This window comes from Citrobacter sp. RHBSTW-00887 (assembly GCF_013728095.1).
GTDB lineage: Bacteria > Pseudomonadota > Gammaproteobacteria > Enterobacterales > Enterobacteriaceae > Citrobacter > Citrobacter braakii.
This window is the reverse complement of sequence record NZ_CP056267.1, coordinates 5,160,938-5,183,249: the sequence shown is the minus strand read 5'-3', so window position 1 is coordinate 5,183,249 and position 22,312 is coordinate 5,160,938. Positions and strand designations below refer to the sequence as shown.

20 protein-coding genes and 1 pseudogene are annotated in these 22,312 nt (G+C 50.8%); 13 read left to right on the top strand and 8 right to left on the bottom strand.

Annotated features, from left to right (window positions below):
- Positions 1-40: 40 nt before the first annotated feature.
- Positions 41-1,027, top strand: a complete 987-nt coding sequence (locus HV314_RS24730; RefSeq protein WP_016155155.1) for a serine/threonine protein kinase — start codon at positions 41-43, stop codon at positions 1,025-1,027.
- Between the two features lie 16 nt (positions 1,028-1,043).
- Positions 1,044-1,667: a thiol:disulfide interchange protein DsbA gene (dsbA, locus tag HV314_RS24725; RefSeq protein WP_016155156.1), complete on the top strand. Its 624-nt coding sequence runs from the start codon at positions 1,044-1,046 to the stop codon at positions 1,665-1,667.
- A 13-nt stretch (positions 1,668-1,680) separates the two neighbouring features.
- Here the strand turns inward: dsbA and HV314_RS24720 are convergent, their stop codons facing one another.
- Positions 1,681-2,541: an acyltransferase gene (locus tag HV314_RS24720; RefSeq protein WP_239008179.1), complete on the bottom strand. Its 861-nt coding sequence runs from the start codon at positions 2,539-2,541 to the stop codon at positions 1,681-1,683.
- Here HV314_RS24720 and HV314_RS27475 point away from each other — a divergent pair.
- From HV314_RS27475 to HV314_RS27710, 3 genes are all read left to right on the top strand, one after another.
- Complete coding sequence (locus HV314_RS27475; protein ID WP_239006939.1) at positions 2,435-2,770, top strand: hypothetical protein; 336 nt, start codon at positions 2,435-2,437, stop codon at positions 2,768-2,770. The genes HV314_RS24720 and HV314_RS27475 overlap by 107 nt on opposite strands.
- 215 nt (positions 2,771-2,985) lie before the next feature.
- Positions 2,986-5,772: a DNA polymerase I gene (gene polA / locus HV314_RS24715; protein WP_181546949.1), complete on the top strand. Its 2,787-nt coding sequence runs from the start codon at positions 2,986-2,988 to the stop codon at positions 5,770-5,772.
- A 166-nt stretch (positions 5,773-5,938) separates the two neighbouring features.
- Complete coding sequence (locus HV314_RS27710; RefSeq protein ID WP_071892919.1) at positions 5,939-5,986, top strand: spot 42 RNA, inhibition of DNA synthesis; 48 nt, start codon at positions 5,939-5,941, stop codon at positions 5,984-5,986.
- Between the two features lie 119 nt (positions 5,987-6,105).
- Here HV314_RS27710 and yihA read toward each other — a convergent pair whose 3' ends face one another.
- Positions 6,106-6,738 (bottom strand): ribosome biogenesis GTP-binding protein YihA/YsxC, encoded by a 633-nt coding sequence (gene yihA / locus HV314_RS24710; protein WP_005121851.1) that lies wholly within the window; start codon positions 6,736-6,738, stop codon positions 6,106-6,108.
- Positions 6,739-6,947: 209 nt separating this feature from the next.
- Here yihA and HV314_RS24705 point away from each other — a divergent pair.
- The 3 genes and pseudogenes from HV314_RS24705 to hemN all read left to right on the top strand — a co-directional run bounded on the left by HV314_RS24705 (position 6,948) and on the right by hemN (position 9,367).
- Positions 6,948-7,196, top strand: a pseudogene (locus HV314_RS24705) (hypothetical protein).
- 105 nt (positions 7,197-7,301) lie between these two features.
- A complete protein-coding gene (gene yihI / locus HV314_RS24700; RefSeq protein WP_049259775.1) occupies positions 7,302-7,805 on the top strand; it encodes a Der GTPase-activating protein YihI in 504 nt (167 codons plus the stop codon).
- A 188-nt stretch (positions 7,806-7,993) separates the two neighbouring features.
- Entirely contained in the window at positions 7,994-9,367 is a 1,374-nt protein-coding gene (gene hemN, locus HV314_RS24695) for an oxygen-independent coproporphyrinogen III oxidase (protein WP_181546947.1), read from the top strand.
- A gap of 87 nt (positions 9,368-9,454) precedes the next feature.
- On the opposite strand, the gene HV314_RS24690 is transcribed toward hemN, so the two are convergent.
- From HV314_RS24690 to glnA, 4 genes are all read right to left on the bottom strand, one after another.
- On the bottom strand, positions 9,455-9,565 hold the full coding sequence (locus tag HV314_RS24690) for a YshB family small membrane protein (protein WP_003028631.1): 111 nt from the start codon (positions 9,563-9,565) through the stop codon (positions 9,455-9,457).
- Positions 9,566-9,677: 112 nt separating this feature from the next.
- Positions 9,678-11,087 carry a nitrogen regulation protein NR(I) gene (gene glnG / locus HV314_RS24685; RefSeq protein ID WP_047357802.1) on the bottom strand — a complete coding sequence of 470 codons (1,410 nt, stop codon included), beginning with the start codon at positions 11,085-11,087 and terminating at the stop codon, positions 9,678-9,680.
- Between the two features lie 11 nt (positions 11,088-11,098).
- Positions 11,099-12,148 carry a nitrogen regulation protein NR(II) gene (gene glnL / locus HV314_RS24680; protein ID WP_016155163.1) on the bottom strand — a complete coding sequence of 350 codons (1,050 nt, stop codon included), beginning with the start codon at positions 12,146-12,148 and terminating at the stop codon, positions 11,099-11,101.
- Between the two features lie 203 nt (positions 12,149-12,351).
- The gene (glnA, locus tag HV314_RS24675; protein ID WP_003028638.1) at positions 12,352-13,761 is read right to left on the bottom strand and encodes a glutamate--ammonia ligase; all 1,410 of its coding nucleotides are present in this window, start codon (positions 13,759-13,761) and stop codon (positions 12,352-12,354) included.
- Positions 13,762-14,141: 380 nt separating this feature from the next.
- Here glnA and typA point away from each other — a divergent pair, with 380 nt between their 5' ends.
- Positions 14,142-15,965, top strand: a complete 1,824-nt coding sequence (gene typA, locus HV314_RS24670; RefSeq protein WP_008786988.1) for a ribosome-dependent GTPase TypA — start codon at positions 14,142-14,144, stop codon at positions 15,963-15,965.
- Between the two features lie 66 nt (positions 15,966-16,031).
- On the opposite strand, the gene HV314_RS24665 is transcribed toward typA, so the two are convergent.
- Both HV314_RS24665 and HV314_RS24660 read right to left on the bottom strand, forming a co-directional pair.
- Positions 16,032-16,820 (bottom strand): DeoR/GlpR family DNA-binding transcription regulator, encoded by a 789-nt coding sequence (locus HV314_RS24665; protein WP_053388928.1) that lies wholly within the window; start codon positions 16,818-16,820, stop codon positions 16,032-16,034.
- Positions 16,821-16,859: 39 nt separating this feature from the next.
- Positions 16,860-17,756: a sugar kinase gene (locus HV314_RS24660; protein ID WP_181546945.1), complete on the bottom strand. Its 897-nt coding sequence runs from the start codon at positions 17,754-17,756 to the stop codon at positions 16,860-16,862.
- Positions 17,757-17,928: 172 nt separating this feature from the next.
- Between HV314_RS24660 and yihU the strand changes: the two genes are divergently transcribed.
- The 4 genes from yihU to HV314_RS24640 all read left to right on the top strand — a co-directional run bounded on the left by yihU (position 17,929) and on the right by HV314_RS24640 (position 22,277).
- On the top strand, positions 17,929-18,819 hold the full coding sequence (gene yihU, locus HV314_RS24655) for a sulfolactaldehyde 3-reductase (RefSeq protein ID WP_047357794.1): 891 nt from the start codon (positions 17,929-17,931) through the stop codon (positions 18,817-18,819).
- A gap of 25 nt (positions 18,820-18,844) precedes the next feature.
- A complete protein-coding gene (locus HV314_RS24650) occupies positions 18,845-19,732 on the top strand; it encodes an aldolase (RefSeq protein ID WP_181546943.1) in 888 nt (295 codons plus the stop codon).
- Between the two features lie 31 nt (positions 19,733-19,763).
- Complete coding sequence (locus HV314_RS24645; RefSeq protein WP_016157869.1) at positions 19,764-20,774, top strand: zinc-dependent alcohol dehydrogenase; 1,011 nt, start codon at positions 19,764-19,766, stop codon at positions 20,772-20,774.
- A gap of 69 nt (positions 20,775-20,843) precedes the next feature.
- A complete protein-coding gene (locus tag HV314_RS24640; protein WP_049041375.1) occupies positions 20,844-22,277 on the top strand; it encodes an MFS transporter in 1,434 nt (477 codons plus the stop codon).
- The last annotated feature ends 35 nt before the right edge of the window (positions 22,278-22,312 follow it).

Here is a 22,312-nt window from a genome sequence, read left to right as displayed (position 1 = left end):
TGATATCCTGAATCATTCGTAGTATTTTCCGGATGATGGGATGAACGACAACGCTTTTAATTTCCAGACGCTACACCCGGATACCATCATGGATGCACTGTTTGAGCAGGGGATCCGGGTGGACTCCGGGCTTACCCCGCTTAACAGCTATGAAAACCGTGTCTATCAATTCCAGGACGAAGACCGTCGACGCTTTGTCGTTAAGTTTTATCGCCCTGAACGTTGGTCTGTCGAGCAGATCCAGGAAGAGCACCAGTTTGCTCTGGAACTGGTAAGCGATGAAGTCCCGGTAGCTGCTCCGCTGGTACTAAGCGGCCAAACGCTGTTAAGCCATCAGGGTTTCCATTATGCGATCTTCCCCAGCGTCGGCGGGCGGCAGTTTGAGGCCGACAATATTGATCAGATGGAGGCGGTGGGGCGCTATCTGGGGCGTATGCATCAGACCGGATGCAAGCGTACTTTTGCCTTTCGCCCGACGATTGGTCTTGAAGAATACCTGACTGAGCCGCGTAAGCTTTTTGAACACGCACAGTTGATCCCATCAGGGCAAAAAGCGGCTTTCCTGAAGGCAACGGATGCGCTTATCGCGGTCGTTACCGAACGCTGGCATGCACGTTTTACCACGTTACGTCTGCACGGTGATTGTCATGCCGGTAATATTCTGTGGCGCGATGGTCCGATGTTTGTCGATTTAGATGATGCCCGCAATGGCCCCGCTGTTCAGGATTTATGGATGCTCCTCAATGGCGATAAAGCTGAACAACGCATGCAGCTTGAAACCATTATCGAGGCTTATGAAGAGTTTAGTGAGTTCGACACCTCTGAAATCGGACTGATAGAACCTTTACGCGCTATGCGTTTAGTTTATTATCTTGCCTGGCTAATTCGACGTTGGGCTGACCCTGCGTTTCCAAAAAACTTCCCGTGGTTAACCGGGGAAGATTACTGGCATCGTCAGACCGCGACCTTTATTGAGCAGGCAAAAATTCTGCAAGAGCCCCCCTTACAATTAACGCCAATGTATTAATCGGAGAAATTTGAACATGAAAAAATTATGGCTGGCGCTGGCTGGTATGGTTTTAGCTTTTAGCGCATCTGCAGCGCAGTTCCAGGATGGCAAACAATACATCACTCTGGAAAAGCCTGTTGCGGGTGAACCGCAAGTGTTGGAGTTCTTCTCCTTCTACTGCCCGCACTGCTATCAGTTTGAAGAAGTTCTTCACGTCTCTGATAACGTGAAGAAAAAACTGCCTGAAGGCACCAAGATGACCAAGTACCACGTCGAGTTTCTGGGGCCTTTGGGCAAAGATCTGACGCAAGCTTGGGCCGTTGCTATGGCGCTGGGCGTTGAAGATCAAGTAACCGTTCCGTTGTTTGAAGGTGTTCAGAAAACCCAGACCGTTCAGTCTGTAGCTGATATCCGTAAAGTGTTTGTCGACGCGGGTATTAAAGGTGAAGACTATGATGCGGCATGGAACAGCTTCGTGGTGAAATCACTCGTGGCGCAGCAGGAAAAAGCGGCGGCTGATTTACAGCTGCAGGGCGTTCCGGCAATGTTCGTGAATGGCAAATATCAGGTAAATCCGCAGGGCATGGATACCAGCAGCATGGATATCTTTGTACAACAGTATGCGGATACCGTGAAGTATCTGGTTGGTCAGAAGTAAAAGCAAAAGCCGGTCACTTGTGCTGACCGGCTTTTTTATTTGAGGCTTTAATCGCGTCCAGCTGCGCATCTTTCTCACTCCACAGCGTATTAAGCCATAGCTGAAACCGACGCTTGAATCCCTTATCGTTCACGTAATCACCGTGCAACTCTTCATGAATTGGCTCGAGATTCACCCGCACGACAATACGCGTTAGCTTACCGCTCAGCATATCGTAGAACGGTCGGCTGCTGTTTTCCGGATAGCACAACGTGACGTTCAACATTTTATCGAACTGCGACCCCAGTACGTTCAATGCCATCGCAATACCGGCCGCCTTTGGAGGGAGCAAGTTTTGATAAGGAGAGCGGGTTTGCTCACATTTCTCTTTGGTAAAGCGTGAACCTTCGACAAAATTCACAATAGTTGTCGGGTGTACGCGAAACTTCTCGCAGGAACGACGCGTTGTTTCGACATCTTTACCGCGCCGTTCTGGATGACGGAGCAGGTAGCCTCGCGAATAGCGTTTCATAAACGGCATATCCAGCGCCCAGCAGGCCAGGCCAATAAAGGGCACCCAGGCCAGTTGTTGCTTGAGGAAATATTTATTCATTGGGATGTGCTTACGGAACAGCACGCAAAGCACAACGATGTCAGCCCAGCTGTAATGGTTACAAATGAGCAGATACCAGTTTTTCTTGCTAAGACCTTCCAGTCCCTCGACATCCCACTTCAGTCGCAGATTGAGGTGTAGCAGTAGCGCCAGACCTTCACACCAGCAGTACATCATGAAATTACAGAAGACAGAAACCTTGCGCCAGACAACGGAAACGGGCAAAAGGAGTTTTACAACTCCGGCAAGGATGATCGGCACAGAACAAAAAATCGTGACCAATATGGTCAATACGATACTCAGCAACAGCGTTATCGCAGCGAGTATTCTCGTCATAATTAAATTATTCAAAAGGTTAGCCATAGATAGTGCGCTAAAGAGGCGCAAGGGGCTGATTTTATCAGAAAACGAACCAAATGATGGATCTTCCCTGAATAGAAAAAAAGGGAATATCTATCCACATCAGGATATAAGCTGTATAAATGGAATAAAATGCTACGCATTTATTTAAGCTTCTGAAATATATGTACAAAATAAATGATGTGTTAATTTTATTGCTATATTTAAAGAGCTGAAAATTATTTATTCACAAAGTTATCCACAGTCTTCTTTGCGAGCAAAGCAGAAGATCTACAAAAGTTTTTCGACAAATGCGGCGAAAAACTCATGTTTTCATCCTGTCTGTGGCATCCTTTACCCATAATCTGATAAACAGGCACGGACATTATGGTTCAGATCCCAGAAAACCCACTTATCCTTGTAGATGGCTCCTCTTACCTGTATCGCGCATACCATGCGTTCCCGCCGCTGACCAACAGTGCAGGAGAACCTACTGGCGCGATGTATGGTGTCCTCAACATGCTGCGTAGCTTGATTCTGCAATATCAGCCGACCCATGCTGCGGTGGTATTCGACGCTAAGGGTAAAACCTTCCGTGATGAGTTATTCGAACACTACAAGTCACACCGCCCACCCATGCCGGACGATCTGCGTGCGCAGATTGAGCCTCTGCATGCGATGGTAAAAGCGATGGGGTTGCCACTGCTGGCCGTTTCGGGCGTGGAAGCAGACGATGTCATCGGTACGCTGGCGCGAGAAGCAGAGAAGGTGGGTCGTCCGGTGCTGATTAGTACCGGTGATAAAGATATGGCTCAGTTGGTGACGCCGAATATCACCCTGATCAACACCATGACCAATACGATCCTCGGCCCGGATGAAGTGGTGAATAAATATGGTGTTCCACCAGAACTGATCATCGATTTCCTGGCGCTGATGGGGGATTCCTCAGATAACATCCCTGGCGTTCCTGGCGTAGGTGAAAAAACCGCGCAGGCTCTGCTGCAGGGGCTGGGGGGGCTGGATACCCTCTATGCTGAATCAGACAAAATCGCGGGGCTGACTTTCCGTGGTGCGAAAACTATGGCGGGCAAGCTTGAGCAGAATAAAGAGGTAGCGTACCTCTCTTATCAATTAGCTACCATTAAAACGGATGTTGAACTGGAGTTGACCTGCGAGCAGTTGGAAGTACGTCAGCCGGCAGCGGATGAACTGCTTGGCCTGTTTAAACAGTACGAATTCAAGCGTTGGGTTACTGACGTTGAAGCGGGTAAATGGCTACAGGCGAAAGGAACGAAGCCGGCGGCAAAACCACAGGAAACTATCGCCGTCGATGAAACGCCTGAGGGGCCGGCCACGGTTCTCTCGTATGATAACTATGTGACAATTCTGGATGAAGCGACGCTGGAAGAGTGGATTGCGAAGCTGAAAAAAGCGCCTGTCTTTGCCTTCGATACTGAAACTGACAGCCTGGACAACATCTCTGCGAATCTGGTTGGCCTGTCTTTTGCCATTGAACCGGGTGTGGCTGCATATGTTCCTGTTGCCCACGATTACCTGGACGCCCCCGATCAGATCGCTCGCGACCGCGCGCTGGCATTGCTGAAGCCGCTGCTGGAAGATGAGAACGCGCATAAAGTCTGGCAAAACCTGAAGTATGATCGCGGTATCCTGGCGAACTATGGCATCGAACTGCGTGGTATCACCTTTGACACCATGCTCGAATCCTACATTCTTAACAGCGTCGCTGGCCGACACGATATGGACAGCCTGTCGGACCGCTGGCTGAAACATAAAACCATCACCTTTGAAGAGATCGCCGGAAAGGGCAAAAACCAGCTGACCTTTAACCAGATAGCGCTGGAAGAAGCCGGACGTTACGCTGCGGAAGACGCCGACGTTACGCTACAGCTCCATCTCAAAATGTGGCCAGAATTGCAGCAGCATAAAGGACCGCTGAACGTCTTTGAAAATATCGATATGCCGCTGGTTCCTGTTTTGTCTCGCGTTGAGCGCAACGGTGTGAAAATCGATCCGGCTGTTCTGCACAAACATTCAGAAGAGCTGACGCTGCGTTTGAACGAGCTGGAGCAAAAAGCGCACGAGATCGCCGGAGAAGCGTTTAACCTCTCTTCCACCAAGCAACTGCAAACTATCCTGTTTGAAAAGCAGGGTATTAAGCCGCTGAAGAAAACCCCTGGCGGCGCGCCATCAACGTCGGAAGAGGTACTGGAAGAGCTCGCGCTCGATTACCCATTGCCGAAAGTGATCCTGGAATATCGCGGCTTAGCAAAACTGAAGTCGACCTATACGGATAAGCTTCCGTTGATGATTAACAAGAAAACCGGGCGCGTTCACACCTCCTATCACCAGGCGGTGACCGCTACCGGGCGCTTGTCATCCACGGATCCAAACCTGCAGAACATCCCGGTACGTAATGACGAAGGTCGTCGTATTCGTCAGGCGTTTATTGCGCCAGAAGACTACGTGATTGTCTCCGCCGACTACTCACAGATTGAGCTGCGTATCATGGCGCATCTCTCGCGTGATAAAGGTCTGCTTACCGCATTTGCCGAAGGGAAAGATATTCACCGCGCAACGGCTGCGGAAGTCTTCGGCTTACCGCTGGATTCTGTGACTGGTGAACAACGCCGCAGCGCGAAAGCCATCAACTTCGGTCTGATCTACGGGATGAGTGCCTTTGGTTTGGCGCGCCAGTTGAATATTCCACGTAAAGAAGCACAGAAGTACATGGACCTCTACTTCGAACGCTACCCTGGCGTGCTGGAATATATGGAACGCACCCGTGCACAGGCAAAAGAGCAAGGTTATGTCGAAACGCTGGAAGGGCGTCGTCTCTATTTACCGGATATTAAATCCAGTAATGGCGCTCGTCGCGCTGGTGCAGAGCGCGCGGCAATTAACGCCCCGATGCAGGGTACTGCCGCAGACATTATCAAACGCGCCATGATTGCGGTGGACGGGTGGCTGCAAACCGAGCAACCACGTGTGCGCATGATCATGCAGGTACACGATGAACTGGTGTTTGAAGTGCATAAAGATGACCTCGAAAGCGTCTCTAAAAAGATCCATCAACTGATGGAAAACGAGACCCAGATTGATGTGCCGTTGCTGGTGGAAGTCGGTAGTGGCGAAAACTGGGATCAGGCGCACTAAGGGTTTACTGAATAACGCCCCTTTTTCGTAACTAAGCAACATAAGATAGAACTTTTTGTGATGTCCATTAGAATTCCCTATGTAAGGAATGAAAAAAAATTACAAAAAGTGCTTTCTGAGCTGCTCAAAAAAGAGTAAAGTTATTCACGTAGGGTACAGAGGTAAGATGTTCTATCTTTCAGACCTTTTACTTCACGTAATCGGATTTGGCTGAATATTTTAGCCGCCCCAGTCAGTAATGACTGGGGCGTTTTTTATTGTGCGAAAGAAAAGTTTCGTACAGGCTGTAGGCCGGATAAGACGCGCAGCGGCGCTATCCGGCATATCGGTGGGTTACTCCCCGTCCTGCATCTCTTCAATCGGCGCCAGTTCACTAAACCAGCTATCCAGCTTCTGCCGAAGTTTGTCCACGCCCAGTTTTTTCAGTGATGAAAATGCTTCTACCTGTACATCACCGTTAAATGCCAGTACGGCTTCACGTACCATATTCAACTGGGCTTTGCGCGCACCGCTGGCCAGCTTGTCTGCTTTAGTCAGCAGTACCAGAACCTGAACGTTGCTCTCAACCGCCCACAGGATCATCTGCTGATCGAGGTCTTTTAGTGGGTGACGAATATCCATCAATACCACCAGACCTTGCAGGCTCTGACGTTTTTCCAGATATTCAGCCAGCGCGCGCTGCCATTTGCGCTTCATCTCTTCCGGAACTTCGGCATAACCGTATCCTGGCAAATCGACCAGGCGTTTGCCGTCAACGACTTCAAACAAGTTGATGAGCTGAGTACGACCCGGCGTTTTAGATGTACGCGCCAGACTCTTTTGATTCGTCAGGGTATTTAGCGCACTGGATTTGCCTGCGTTGGAACGGCCAGCAAAAGCCACTTCGATACCGGTATCGGAAGGTAAGTGGCGAATATCAGGCGCACTCATCACAAAGTGCGTCTGTTGATAATTCAAGTTAGTCAAAGCAGTCCTCTCCATCAATCAGGGCTTTGCAGCGATTATACCTGAACCCCAGCAAAAGGCTGGTTTTTCGACGCGTAGGCTATGTAAGTAAAAACCTCGCACTTTGTGAGACATTGCCGATAGTTTCTATACGAGATGACAGAGTAAAAAATGACGTAACTAAAATAAATCATATAGTTAAGATAAGGCACTATTCTTAAAGTCCGAAATTGTTACCCAGGTTACTTGTACGTTTAAGCCAAAGCGGTAAAGTAGCGCCCATAGCGAGGAAGCTGACAGGATAGTCGACTCAGGATGAGGGTCAGGAGCGCCAGGAGGCGAAGACACAGGATTGTCAGGGAGACAAACGTCTGGAGACGTTAGTAAAAGGAAATGGAAACAACACGGAATGTTTCAGGCTAAGGGAAAAACAGGGCGTGTTGATAGCCAACAAGGATTGTAGAGCCCGTAAGGGTTGAGAGTCAGGAAAAAAGGCGACAGATTACTCTGTCGCCTTTTTTCTTTATTTCTGCTAGATTCCGGCGCAATTATATACTGAATAAAACAGCCAAAGACGAATCATGATGAAACCAACTTCTACACCACGCGGTAAAGGTCCTGCAAAAGCGCGTCGTAAAACACGCGAAGAAATTAATCAGGAAGCTCGCGACCGTAAGCGCCAGAAAAAACACCGTGGTCATGCGGCGGGTAGCCGTGCGTCCGGTAGCGAAGGCGCATCTGGTGGCGGAAACCAAAATAAGCAAAAAGATCCTCGTATTGGCAGCAAAAACCCCATTCCATTGGGCGTGACCGAAAAAGTCACCAAACAGCACAAACCGAAGAGTGAGAAACCTATGCTTTCACCACAGGCTGAGTTGGATTTACTGGAAACGGATGAGCGCCTGGATGCGCTGCTGGAGCGTCTTGAAGCAGGAGAAACCCTGAGTGCGGAAGATCAGACCTGGGTTGATGCCAAGCTGGACCGCATCGATGAGCTGATGCAAAAGCTGGGTCTTTCTTACGATGACGAGGAAGAAGAGGAAGAAAAGCAGGAAGACATGATGCGTCTGCTGAAAGGCGGCAACTAACGGTTTTACACCGTGGGTCTTCCCGTCCTGCTTATAACCCTTCCGGTTATATGTTATCTGGTGTGGTTATTCGTTAAACTACAGCGGTTGTCGCGGCGACAGAAGTGGCTGCGCAACCGGCTTATCACCCGCACTGGGGTTAAGCCGGTACGCCGTACCCGCCAGAGACGCCATCGGAAGGAGTGAGCATGTCAGAGCAGTTAATAGACTGGGACCTGGCCCTGATCCAGAAATATAATTATTCCGGGCCACGATATACCTCGTACCCGACCGCGCTGGAGTTTTCTGAAGACTACGGCACAGAAGCATTTCTAAAGGCCGTGGCGCGTTATCCTGAGCGTCCGCTCTCGCTGTACGTTCACATCCCGTTCTGCCACAAACTGTGCTACTTCTGTGGCTGCAACAAGATTGTGACTCGCCAGCAGCATAAAGCAGATCAATATCTCGATGCCCTGGAACAAGAAATTATCCATCGCGCACCGCTGTTCGCCGGACGCCATGTCAGCCAGCTGCACTGGGGCGGCGGCACGCCAACGTATCTGAATAAAGCGCAAATCAGCCGTTTGATGTCACTGCTGCGTGGCAATTTCAACTTTAACGACGATGCCGAAATCTCGATCGAAGTGGATCCGCGTGAAATCGAGCTGGATGTCCTTGATCATTTACGCGCTGAAGGTTTTAACCGTTTGAGCATGGGAGTGCAGGACTTCAACAAAGAAGTCCAGCGCCTGGTGAACCGTGAGCAGGATGAGGAGTTTATCTTTGCGCTGCTGAATCATGCGCGGGAGATTGGCTTTACCTCAACGAATATCGATCTGATTTATGGCCTGCCAAAACAGACGCCAGAGAGCTTCGCCTTTACCCTGAAACGCGTGGCTGAGCTGAATCCAGACCGTCTGAGCGTCTTTAACTACGCGCACCTGCCGACGCTGTTTGCTGCCCAGCGCAAGATTAAATATGCTGACCTGCCCAGCGCGCAGCAGAAGCTGGATATCCTGCAGGAGACCATCTCTTCACTGACCGAAACTGGCTATCAGTTCATTGGCATGGATCACTTTGCCCGCCCGGATGACGAACTGGCCATTGCTCAACGCGAGGGCGTTTTGCATCGCAATTTCCAGGGCTATACCACCCAGGGGGATACCGATCTGCTGGGGATGGGCGTATCGGCCATCAGTATGATTGGCGACAACTACGCGCAGAATCAGAAAGAGCTGAAGCACTATTACCAGCAGGTAGACGAGCAGGGGAATGCGCTGTGGCGCGGAATTGCCCTGACCCGCGACGACTGCATTCGTCGGGATGTTATTAAGCTCCTGATCTGCAATTTCCGCCTCGACTATGCCGCCGTGGAACAACAATGGGATCTGAACTTCGCTGACTATTTTGCCGAAGACCTGAAACTGCTGGCGCCGCTGGCGAAAGATGGGCTGGTGGATGTGGATGAGAAGGGGATTCAGGTTACGTCGAAGGGGCGTCTGCTGATTCGTAATATTTGCATGTGCTTCGATGCATATCTGCGCCAGAAAGCGCGTTTGCAGCAGTTCTCGCGCGTTATTTAGCCGGGTTGCCCGGTGGCGCTTCGCTTACCGGGCCTACGAAATCTCAATACGTAGGTCGGGTAAGCGAAGCGCCACCCGACAAACCCGCTAGCTGAACAGCCCAACCAGCGCCGCACACAGCACGGCGGCAACCGCAGTTTGTGGCGTATGGCTTTCGACCGCACCGCTCGATAGCAGATTTATCATTGATTCCAGCATGATTACTTCCCCCCGTTTGCCGGGCACGATCATACTTAACTCATCGGAACAGTAAAGCGCAAAATAGCAGCAATTTGCGCTCAATTATCAATCTTTACACAGTGACCGATCGTCACTCCATTCCGAGTTCTTTTAACTTTCGCGTCAAGGTATTACGGCCCCAACCGAGCAGCCGTGCCGCTTCCTGTTTATGCCCCTGGGTATGACGTAGCGCGGTAGTCAGCAGCGTGCGCTCCATCTCCGGTTGAGCCTCTGAAAGCAGGTTTTGATGACCGGAACGTAATGCCCGATCCGCCCACTGTGCCAACAGGGTTGCCCAGCTGTCTGGCTGCATATGGGACGGTGCGTCAGGCACGGTGGTTTCAAACAGTTCGGTCGGTAAGTCCTGAATGAGTACTTCCTGTCCGGCGGCCATTACGGTTAACCAGCGACAGGTATTCTCAAGCTGACGCACGTTTCCCGGCCATGACAGACGGGTGAGCGCCGCCTCGGTTTCAGTGTGTAATTGCTTGGCTTCTACTCCCAGTTCGCGGGCGGCCTCCTGCAGGAAATGACGCGCCAGGCGTGGGATATCTTCCCGACGTTCGCGCAGTGGCGGCAGATGCACCCGGATGACGTTCAGGCGATGGAATAAGTCCTCACGGAATTTGCCTTCCTGCACCCGCAGTTCCAGGTTCTGGTGCGTGGCGGCGATAATACGTACGTCCACCTTCACAGGCGCATAACCGCCAACGCGGTAAAACTGTCCATCGGCTAATACGCGCAATAAACGTGTCTGCACGTCCAGCGGCATATCGCCAATTTCATCGAGGAACAGCGTGCCGCCGTCTGCCTGTTCAAAGCGCCCCTGACGAATCGTATTCGCCCCGGTAAACGCCCCTTTTTCATGGCCAAACAGCTCAGACTCGATCAAATCTTTCGGAATAGCAGCCATGTTCAGCGCGATAAACGGTGCTTTGACGCGCGGACTATGACGGTGCAACGCATGGGCGACCAGCTCTTTACCGGTCCCGGACTCTCCGTTAATCAATACGCTGATTGAAGAACGGGACAGGCGACCAATAATGCGAAAGACGTCTTGCATTGCCGGTGCTTCGCCGATGATGTCGGTTGTTGGGCCGTTGATTTGAATATTACGCGGCTGCTGCTGTTCCTGATAATGGCTGATGGCGCGTTCGACCAGCGCCACGGCTTCATCAATATCAAAAGGTTTGGGCAGATAATCAAACGCCCCTTGCTGGTAGGCGCTGACGGCAGCATCCAGATCGGAGTGTGCGGTCATTATGATGACCGGAAGCATCGGATGCCGCTGTTTGATCTGTTTTAACAGCGTCAGGCCGTCCATGCCCGGCATACGGATATCCGACAGCAGTACGTCCGGCGTTTTGCTGGCCAGCGCGTCCAGTACCTCTTTACCACTCTCAAATGTAGTGCAGCTTAGTCCTGCCCCTGCGAGCGCACGTTCAAGCACCCAACGGATGGAACTATCGTCATCAACTACCCAGACTATTCCTCGTTGCATAAACGTCACCTTTATTTCCTGATAGGCAGGTAAACCGAGAACTCGGTATGACCCGGCCAACTGGTAAATTCAATTTTGCCGGAATGTTGATCAATCAAATTACGGGCGATAGATAATCCAAGGCCGGTACCGCCTTCGCGACCGCTGACCATTGGGTAGAACAGCGTGTCCTGCAAATGCGAGGGAATTCCCGGGCCGTTATCCTCAACATCAATCCGCGCCGCCAGACGATAACGCATACCGTGCAGCGTGAGCTGAAACGCGGTGCGGGTACGCAGAATAATCTCGCCGCCTTCCGGCCCCAGCGCCTGCAAAGCATTGCGCACGATGTTCAGCAAAACCTGCTCGATCTGGTCCGGGTCGTGCAGTAATTCAGGCAGACTCGGGTCGTAATCACGAATCAGCGTGACGTTTTCCGGCAGCTCCATCGAGACCAGCGCCACCACGCGCTCCGCCACTTTGTGAATACTTTCCGTGACGTGCATTCCCGGCTGTTGTGGTCCCAGCAGACGGTCGACCAGATTACGCAGGCGGTCGGCCTGCTCAATAATGACTTTGGTATATTCGGTCAGCGCCGGGTCCGGAAGCGCTTTACTGAGTAGTTGCGCCGCGCCGCGTAATCCACCCAGCGGGTTTTTAATTTCGTGCGCCAGGCCGCGCACCAGATCGCGGGCAGCAATCTGCTGGGCGTGCTGGAGCTGTTCTTGGCTCAGACGGCGCTGGTTATCCATTGGCGCCATCTCCAGCAGGATAAGGCCATCAGGCAGCCTCTGAGCGGTCACAGAGAGGATGTGTGAGTGGCTATCTATCACCAGTGTCACTTCGTTATCCGTAAAGCCCTGGCCTGCTTCCAGGCTCTCTCGCATCAGCCCGATGTTTAAGGAGAAATAACTCAACAGATCGGGAAGTGGGGTACCAAACAGTTTGCGGGAGCTTTGGGCGAGCAGCTGTTGTGCCGCCGGGTTGGCGTAATGTACCGCCAGCTCATCGTCGACGAGTAAGATGCTGTTGATTAAAGAATTGAGGATCTGCCCAGCATCGGGCAGCGTGCCGGTTGCCATTCAGCAGTCTCCTGAAAAGTGTTGCACCAATTTAGTGCATTATAACTTTTTACATCAAAAAAGCGCGAGGAAGCAGGTTGTTAGTGGAGAAAAAAGCCCATCCTGGGATGGGCTAAAAGTTCCACGGCAACTTAAAGACTCTATATTTTTCTTGCTACAGCCGCGTGGGTCGCAACAAGAAATCTACGGAGTATTGGTACTAATTAAACGCTGTAGTACAGCTCAAACTCTACCGGGTGCGGAGTCATACGCACGCGGTCATCTTCTTCGCGACGCAGCGTAATGTACGCATCGATCGCTTCATTGGTGAACACGCCGCCTGCAGTCAGGAACTCACGGTCCAGATCCAGTTCTTTCAGTGCTTCTTCCAGAGAACCAGCAACCTGTGGGATCTCTTTCGCTTCTTCCGGCGGCAGGTCGTACAGGTTTTTGTCCATGGCTTCGCCCGGGTGGATCTTGTTCTTAATACCGTCAAGGCCCGCCATCAGCAGTGCTGCGAAGCACAGGTACGGGTTAGCAGCCGGGTCCGGGAAACGCACTTCGATACGACGCGCTTTCGGAGAAGCCACTACCGGAATACGGATAGAAGCAGAACGGTTACGGGCAGAGTAAGCCAGCATTACCGGCGCTTCGTAGCCTGGGACCAGACGCTTGTAAGAGTTGGTGGTTGGGTTAGCCAGGGCGTTGATCGCTTTAGCGTGTTTGATTACGCCGCCGATGTAGAACAGCGCCTGCTCAGACAGACCCGCATATTTGTCGCCAGAGAACAGGTTTACGCCGTTCTTGGACAGAGACATGTGGCAGTGCATACCGGAACCGTTATCGCCAAACATAGGTTTTGGCATAAAGGTCGCGGTTTTACCGAAACGGTGAGCGACGTTGTGAACCACATATTTGTAGATCTGAATTTCGTCCGCTTTTTTGGTCATGGTGTTAAAGCGGGTCGCGATTTCGTTCTGACCTGCGGTCGCCACTTCGTGGTGATGCGCTTCAACAACCAGGCCCATTTCTTCCATGATCAGACACATGGTAGAACGGATGTCCTGAGAAGAATCTACTGGAGGAACCGGGAAGTAACCGCCTTTCACGCCAGGACGGTGACCTTTGTTACCGCCTTCGTATTTGGTGGAGGAGTTCCATGCGCCTTCGATGTCATCGATAGCCACGTGGGAACCGGAAATGGACGCGCCGAAACGGATGTCGTCAAACAGGAAAAACTCTGGCTCAGGCCCGAACAGAACGGTGTCTGCGATGCCGGTAGAACGCAGATACTCTTCAGCGCGTTTAGCGATGGAGCGCGGGTCGCGGTCGTAGCCCTGCAGCGTACCTGGTTCCAGGATATCGCAACGGATGATCAGGGTGGACTCTTCATAGAACGGGTCGATAAGTGCAGTAGACGCATCTGGCATCAGAACCATGTCTGATTCGTTAATGCCTTTCCAGCCACCGATTGAGGAGCCGTCAAACATTTTGCCTTCTTCAAAGAATTCGGCATTTACCTGATGAGCAGGAATAGTGACGTGCTGTTCTTTACCTTTGGTATCAGTGAAGCGTAAATCAACAAACTTCACTTCGTGTTCGTTCAGCATCGTCAAAACGTGTTCAGCGGACATACTTACTCTCCCGGATTGGTCATGGTCGTCGTGGTAACGAAGTCTTCAATTCTGCAAAAAATTGGCCGTGTCGCCGTAAAAAATATAAAGCGAAATCTGTGCCAACTTTTAAATTGCCCCTAAAAGGCGTTATCATGCGCACTATCGTGCAAAGGGGCTGCACCATGAAGGTTGTATTGCACCATTATAGTGCTTTAATGTGAACATTAAGCACCATAATGGTGCAAAGCATGTCAGATTACCCCTTTTAACGCTCCGTGAATGTGATCACAAAGAAACTCTGCAATACTTGTTTGCGGAGGATGTTTGTGATCCTGTTTTGTACTGCGATTAATCCGTGTACAATAACGCGCTATTTCTAAAATGCCTGAGGCAAAGTTGTGATCGAAAATTTGCGTAACATCGCCATCATCGCGCACGTAGACCATGGTAAAACGACCCTGGTAGACAAGCTGCTCCAACAATCCGGTACGTTCGATGCACGTGCTGAAACCCAAGAGCGCGTGATGGACTCCAACGATTTGGAGAAAGAGCGTGGGATTACCATCCTCGCTAAAAACACCGCTATCAAATGGAATGACTACCGTATCAACATCGTTGATACCCCAGGGCACGCCGACTTCGGTGGTGAAGTTGAACGTGTAATGTCCATGGTCGACTCCGTGCTGCTGGTGGTGGATGCAATGGATGGTCCGATGCCGCAGACGCGCTTCGTGACCAAAAAAGCCTTTGCCCATGGCCTGAAGCCAATTGTTGTTATCAACAAAGTTGACCGCCCTGGCGCGCGTCCTGACTGGGTTGTTGATCAGGTATTTGACCTGTTCGTTAACCTCGACGCTACCGACGAGCAGCTGGACTTCCCGATCGTTTACGCTTCCGCGCTGAACGGTATCGCAGGTCTGGATCACGAAGATATGGCTGAAGACATGACTCCGCTGTATCAGACCATCGTTGATCGTGTTCCGGCTCCAAGCGTAGACCTTGATGGCCCGCTGCAGATGCAAATCTCTCAGCTGGACTACAACAACTACGTTGGCGTAATCGGCATCGGCCGTATCAAACGCGGTAAAGTTAAACCGAACCAGCAGATCACTATCATTGATAGCGAAGGCAAAACCCGTAACGGTAAAGTCGGTAAAGTTCTGACCCATCTGGGTCTGGAACGTATCGAGAGTGATATTGCCGAAGCGGGCGATATCATCGCGATCACCGGTCTGGGCGAACTGAACATCTCCGACACCATCTGCGACCCGCAGAACGTCGAAGCGCTGCCGGCTCTGTCCGTTGATGAACCGACCGTAACCATGTTCTTCTGCGTAAACACCTCCCCGTTCTGTGGTAAAGAAGGTAAATATGTTACCTCTCGTCAGATCCTTGACCGCCTGAACAAAGAGCTGGTGCACAACGTTGCGCTGCGCGTCGAAGAAACCGAAGATGCGGATGCGTTCCGTGTATCCGGTCGTGGTGAGCTTCACCTGTCTGTTCTGATCGAGAACATGCGTCGTGAAGGTTTCGAAATGGCGGTTTCCCGTCCGAAAGTAATCTTCCGCGAAATCGACGGCCGTAAACAAGAGCCGTTCGAAAACGTAACGCTGGACGTAGAAGAGCAGCATCAGGGTTCTGTCATGCAGGCACTGGGTGAGCGTAAAGGCGACCTGAAAAACATGAATCCAGATGGCAAAGGCCGCGTACGTCTTGACTACGTGATCCCAAGCCGTGGTCTGATCGGCTTCCGTTCAGAATTCATGACCATGACCTCCGGTACCGGTCTGCTGTACTCCACCTTCAGCCACTACGACGATGTTCGTGCGGGTGATGTGGGTCAGCGTCAGAACGGCGTACTGATCTCCAACGGCCAGGGTAAAGCAGTTGCGTTCGCACTGTTCAGCCTGCAGGACCGCGGTAAGCTGTTCCTGGGTCACGGTGCTGAAGTTTACGAAGGCCAGATCATCGGTATTCACAGCCGCTCTAACGACCTGACTGTAAACTGCCTGACCGGTAAGAAACTGACCAACATGCGTGCGTCCGGTACTGACGAAGCAACGGTTCTGGTTCCGCCGGTTAAGATGACTCTGGAGCAGGCTCTGGAATTCATCGATGACGACGAACTGGTAGAAGTTACCCCAACCTCTATCCGTATCCGTAAGCGTCACCTGACTGAAAACGATCGTCGCCGTGCAATGCGTGGCGCGAAAGAAGAGTAATTAACGCTCTTTCTCAGGTAAGCATAAAAAAGCCGCTGATTTCAGCGGCTTTTTTTATCTAAAAGATCAGGTTGTTTCCTGCTCTGCAATGACTAGCTCAATATTTTCTAAATCAAGCAATTGCTTGAATGAATTTGGTGGTTGGGAATCGGTAAAAAATGCCCGAATTTTGCGCATATTACCGATGGATACAGCGGCTGAGGCGGTAAACTTAGTATGATCAGCAACTAACAGCGTATTACGTGCATGCTTAATCATCGTTTTGGCGACAAGCGCTTCGTTAACGTCAAATTCCAATAGTGTGCCGTCTTCCTCAATGGCACCAATACTGGTAATCAAATAGTCGGCTCTGAATCCTTCAATAAAGTTCACTGCTCCTGGACCAATAATACCGCCATTATGAGCACGTAACGTTCCACCGGGCACCATGACCTCAAGATCTTGATTCTTATATAAGATCTGCGCAACGCGAAGACTGTTAGTAATTATGCGTAGGTCCCGGCGGTTCAGCAAAGCTCGTGCGACGGCTTCTACCGTAGTACCAATGGTAATAAAAACCGTGCAGCGTTCAGGAAGATAATCAGCAACAGCCTCCGCTATCGCTTCTTTTTCCTGAATGAGGGACAACTCTCGCTGTTCGAAGGCGGTATTCATGATGCTGGATACACGTCCGGCTCCACCATGGTGTCGGGTGATCAGACCCTGTTCACTCAACTTACGAATATCTCGGCGCACGGTTTGTGTGGAAACATCCAGCAATTGTGCGAGCTCTTCAATATTCATATAGCCGCGTTCTGAAATGTAATGAACAAGTTGATCGTGACGCGGATTACCGGTGACTTCAATGATGCTCATGAATACTCCTGGACCTCTTCCCCGTAATTGTCGGCTATTTTACGCATAAAGTGACAAAAATGATTCGGTTTGCGCACGATTAGGAATTCCGGCTCGTCCGCCTGCCTGAGTGCATTTCATCGCCGCCACAGCACTTGCGAAACGGATAGCTTGATCAGTAGACATTTTCTCTGCGAGAGCTGCCGCCATAGCACCGTGGAAAACATCGCCTGCCCCAGTTGTATCCACAACATTGACAGAAAATGCAGTTTGTTGGCACGTTTGCCCATTTTCAATCCATAGTGATCCTTCACTACCAAGCGTAACGTACACTTTACCATTGGTATGCTTAGAGGCCAGTTTAAGTGCCAGTTGTGCATCATTCTGCCCGGTCATTCTCTTCAGACCTGGGGTTGAAAAAACTGCATGGTCGGCAAGTGCTACCAATGGGGTTATGTCTTGTGGAGTCATATCGGCATCCAGCAGTGTTGGGACACCTGCGGCACGTGCCAGCTCGAAGGATTTCAACGTCCCTTCATGCCAACGTACATCGGCCAGAACGATGTCATATCGAGAAAAATCAATCGACTCCAACCACTGAGCATCTGTACCAAGATCTGGGCTTGGATAGTTCACGATGATGCGTTCTCCGTGCTGATCGACCAATATTGCGGACTGAGATGAACGGGAATTCGGGTATTGCCGACAAAACTCGGTATTAACCCCCCAGACCTGAAGTTCGTTAAGCAAAGTATTCCCGCAACTGTCATCGCCTACGCGACCTATAAAATCAACGTCAATACCGAGCCGGGCAATGGCGACAGCCGCTGTTGCGGCTGGGCCGCCACCTGTTTCAATGTATTGATTAGATTGATATTTACCCCCGCCATTGGGCAGGTCGTTTAAAGAATAAATACGGTCCTGAACGGTGATTCCAATACAAGCAATTCTGGTCATATTTGTTTATTCCTGTGTGATCTTGTCTTCTTTTGTTCATTTTAATGACATAAATGATCAAATTAGTGACATGTGTCTTGTTTTTAGTCATAAATTACAAATATGCTCAAAAACAGACGAAAACGAATTTTTAATTGTAATTATTTTGTCAACCTGAGACAGGAGAGCATTCATGACAACCGTTGCATTTTTGGGCTTGGGCCAGATGGGCAGCCCAATGGCTAATAATCTATTGCAAAAGGGACATGCTTTGCGTGTGTTCGACGTAAACCAACAGGCAGTCAATGAATTAGTACAAAAAGGTGCGACTGCTGCTCAAACCCCTGCTGAAGCCGCTAAAGATGCTGAATTCATTATCACTATGCTGCCAAATGGCGACATCGTTCGGCAAGTTCTGCTGGGTAAAGATGGCGTCAGCGAAGGCCTGTCCCCCAATGCATTGGTTATTGACATGTCCACGATTCATCCATTGCAGACCGATGCGTTGATTCATGAGATGAAAGGGAAAGGCATCAGCATGATGGATGCCCCCGTGGGCAGAACGTCAGTTAACGCGATTGACGGCACGCTGCTGATTCTTGCTGGTGGAACGCCTGAACAGGTTGAACGCGCTCGCCCTGTGCTGATGTGTATGGGAAATGAACTGGTGGAAGCTGGCGGTCCCGGTATGGGGATCCGTGTAAAGCTCATCAATAACTATATGAGTATTGCGCTGAACGCCTTGTCAGCGGAAGCCGCTGTACTTTGCGAATCATTGGGTTTGAGCCTTGATGTGGCCATTAAGGTCATGAGCGGTACTGCCGCAGGCAAGGGGCACTTTACGACAACCTGGCCTGGCAAGGTACTTAAAGGAGATCTTTCTCCGGCATTCATGGTGGACCTCGCGTTGAAAGACCTGCGTATTGCCGTCGATGTCGCTAGTCAGACCGGTGCGCCGCTCAATATGGGCATTGCAGCAGAAACCTATTACACCCGTGCCAGCGAGAACGGTCGAGGCCGTCAGGACTGGAGTGCGTTGTTATCTCAGGTTCGTCAGCAGGCTGGCCGACCAGATTCACTATAAATTTTAAACAGTTACAGGAGTTATTATGTCTTCCCACAATACCCCATACACGCTGAAAGATATTTCTCGCCCTGGCGGTGGATTTGCCATGCTGGCCGTTGATCAGCGTGAAGCAATGCGCCTGATGTTTGCAGCGTCTGGATATCCTAAACCGGTTGCCGACAGCGTATTGACTGATTTTAAAGTTGCAGCAACACAAATTCTGTCTCCCTACGCTTCAGCGGTTCTGGCAGATAAACAATTTTGTCTCGATCAGATTGTCTCTCAAGGTGCAGTCGCTGATTCATGTGGACTGATTGTGGCGGCTGACCATTTTGTTCCGGGTAATGGTATTCCAGTTGATAGTGTCGAAATTGATAGAGCGATTGATCCGCATAAAGCCCGCGAAATGGGTGCGAAAGCCATGAAGTTGTTGGTGCTGTGGCGTGAAGATGAACCTGCAGAAGAACGTTTGGCTATGGTGGCTGAGTTTGTTCAACGCTGCCGTAGCGCAGGGTTGGTCAGCATCATTGAGCCGGTTGTCCGACCTCCTCGTCGTGGTTGGGAATTTGACCGGGAAAGCGCCATCGTTGCCGCAGCGGCTGAACTCGGCTGCACCAATGCTGACCTCTATAAAGCTGAAATGCCATTAGGCGGCAAAGGTGATGAACAGACCCTACTTGCTGCGTGTCAAAAGTTGCATGAACAAATGAAAATGCCGTGGGTCATTCTCTCTTCTGGTGTTGATGCGGATATTTTTGGCCGCGCGGTCCGTATCGCCATGAAGGGGGGAGCTTCCGGATTCCTGGCAGGGCGTGCCGTTTGGGCATCGGTTGTTGGTGCTCAAGATCCGCAAACAATGTTGCGTGATGTGTCGGTTCCACGCTTACAACGCCTGGCAGAAATCGTCGATGAAGGGATTTCTCAGCGTTAATCACCCATTTTAACGAATCTGGAGAAGAACCATGGATAAGATTACCCAAGTTCTATTTTCTGATATTGGGAAGGTGACCACCCAATATGTTGAGCTGCCGCACCAGGAACTTAAACCGCAAGAAGTCCGCATTGCTCCGGTGTTTTACGGAATATGTGGCTCTGATCTGCATGTACTGAAGGGAGGGCACCCATTTGCAAAACCTCCGGTTGTGCCTGGACATGAAATTGCGGCACGCGTAACTGAAGTGGGCAGTGAAGTGACGAATGTTAAGCTGGGCGATCATGTCGTAGTCGACCCAATAATGGCCTGCATGGAGTGTCGTGCTTGTAAAGCGGGTCGCTTTAATCTGTGTGAGCCGCCACAGGTTGCTGGCTTTCGGGCGCCGGGTTTTGCCCGCTCGCAGCACATTGTACCTGCACGAAACTGCCATGTTGCACCTGCTTCGTTACCACTAAAAGCACTGGCTTTCGCTGAGCCAGCAGCCTGCGCGCGTCATTGCGTGAGCCGTATGCCGAAAGCGTCATTGGAAAGTGTACTAGTGATTGGTGCAGGGACAATTGGCTTATCCATCGTTCAAGCATTGCGCATCATGGGCGCGGGAAAGATCACCGTCATCGAACCTGATGCCGCTAAGCGCGCGTTGTCGTTAAAGCTAGGTGCCACGGAAGTCTGGGCTCCGGGGGAATTGGATGCACAGGTCCGTTTTACGGGGGCAATTGATGTTGTTGCTGCCCAGACCACGCTGAATGATGCATTTACCCACGTTTATGCTGGCGGAACGGTAGTGTGCATGGGGGTACCGAGTGGCCCACGTGAAATTCCTCTTCCGATGATGCAGCGCTTCGAACGCGATTTGTTGAATTCCGGCATGTATATCCCGGAAGACTTCGATGCCGTGATTGAATGGCTTGCGGATGGGCGGTTTGACACCAGCGAACTGGTGACCGATCTCTTCCCTGTCGAAGATGCGGATAAGGCGTTTGAACGTGCGCAGCAAAATGACTCTATAAAAGTCATGCTGCAATTTGCTGAGGTTTGATGCTGTAACCCTCTGTCTGGCGCTGCTTAAGGGTAGCGCCATCCTACAACAATGAAAAAGGATGCTGCGATGAGTCACATCACCAGTCCTACACCTTACTCGATCGGTCGTCCCCAGGACGTGATTGATATTGTTAATAAACATTCAGCAGTAAACACCAGTGTCGGCGTCATTTTTATCGCTCTTGGCGGCATTCTAATTGATGCCTATCAGGCGGCGATGGTGGGGTTTGGTAATAAATATATTGCATTGCAATTTGGTATTTCGCCGGGGCTAGCGGCGACGGTTAACGCCTCTGTTTTAGTTGCCGCTCTGATTGGTGGATTGCTGGCGAACCGTGTGATTAACCGCTTTGGTCAAAAGCGTGCATTTATCATCGGAATGGGCCTGTGCACAATAGGTGCCGCAGCTGTCGCGATAGCCCCGAACATCTGGTGGGTGCTGGTGTGTCGCGTAATCATGGGATTTGGCTTGGGTATTGATTTCCCGCTGGCAACAAATGCGGTGGCAGAACTACGCGGCTCAACATCTAAGAAAACCGGTTCATCGGTTAATCTCTGGCAAATGGCCTGGTATGTATCAACTACGGTCGTCTATCTTGTGCTGCTTCCACTGCTGTTGTCGGGTATCGCAGAAGAGCAATTATGGCGCTATGGTATTTTCATTGGTGCTATTTTTGCCATCATTATCATGATCCTACGCTATTTCTTCATTGGCGAATCCGCAATGTGGGCCGCACGAGTCGGACGTTATGATAAAGCCTGCGATATTCTGGCTAAACGCTATGGTGTTCATGCTCGCGTTGCTGCCAAGTCAAAAAGCGATGATATTTCTGCTGAAAAAACAGAAAGTAAGTTTCATGGCGGGTATGGGATTTTATTTAACTCACGTTATCGCAAACGTACCATTCTCGGCTGCGTTGTGGCGACGATGCAAGCCTGGCAATACAACGCCGTGGGCGTTTATTTACCGCTGACTTTGGCGGGAATACTGAGCGGTGGATTAACCGGGGCACTTAGCGGTTCTGCGGTAGTGAATGCCCTGTGTGGCATTACAGGTGGATTGATTGGTTCACTTATCCTCCAGCGTTTGGGAACTCGCCTTCAGTCGATGTATGGTTTCGCCGTCGTAACGGTTGCATTACTGGCTTTAGGTGCATTAGCAACCACCAACCCATGGCTTTCTTTAGGTTTGTTGGGCGCGATCATTTTCTTCCATTCAGCGGGCCCGGGCGGCCTGGGAATGACCATTGCCACACTTTCTTATCCGCCATCTATTCGCCCGACAGGCGTAGGATTTGCTCGTGCAATTATGCGTACTGGGGCGATTGCCGGACTTATTTTCTGGCCAATGTTGTGGGGTGCATTAAAGACAGAAGCGTTCTATTGGCTGGCAATTGTTCCTTTTCTCGGCTTCTTGACATGCGTGTTGATTAAGTGGGAACCACTTGGTGCAAACGTTGACGCTGAAGACGCTGAGGTACTGGCTGAGCTGGATAAATAACAAGCAAGCGCGTCGCAACATGTCGACGCGCTTTT